Annotated in this window: 1 pseudogene; it reads right to left on the reverse strand. The window is 62.8% G+C overall.

The annotated features are described in order from the left end of the window. Positions 1–218 (reverse strand): annotated as a pseudogene (locus AF337_RS39765) (GH39 family glycosyl hydrolase); the annotation flags it as partial.

The raw sequence follows: 218 nt of genomic DNA on the forward strand, positions 1-218 counted from the left end.
GACCGCATAACGCACGCCCTGTGGCGGCGACATGTGCAGGAATGCCGTCGAGATCAGCGGCGCGGGACTGACCTTTTCAAAAGTCCCGCCATCGGTGCTGACCAGGACATCGTAGAAGATGGCCGGGCTGATATCGCCGGCAGCCCAGAACAGCATGCGCTCCTCCCGGCCGCCAAGACCAAGATAACGTTCGACGACAAGGCCGGTCGGTGTAGCCG

It is taken from the genome of Rhizobium ecuadorense (genome assembly GCF_001187535.1).
Classification (GTDB): Bacteria; Pseudomonadota; Alphaproteobacteria; order Rhizobiales; family Rhizobiaceae; genus Rhizobium; species Rhizobium ecuadorense.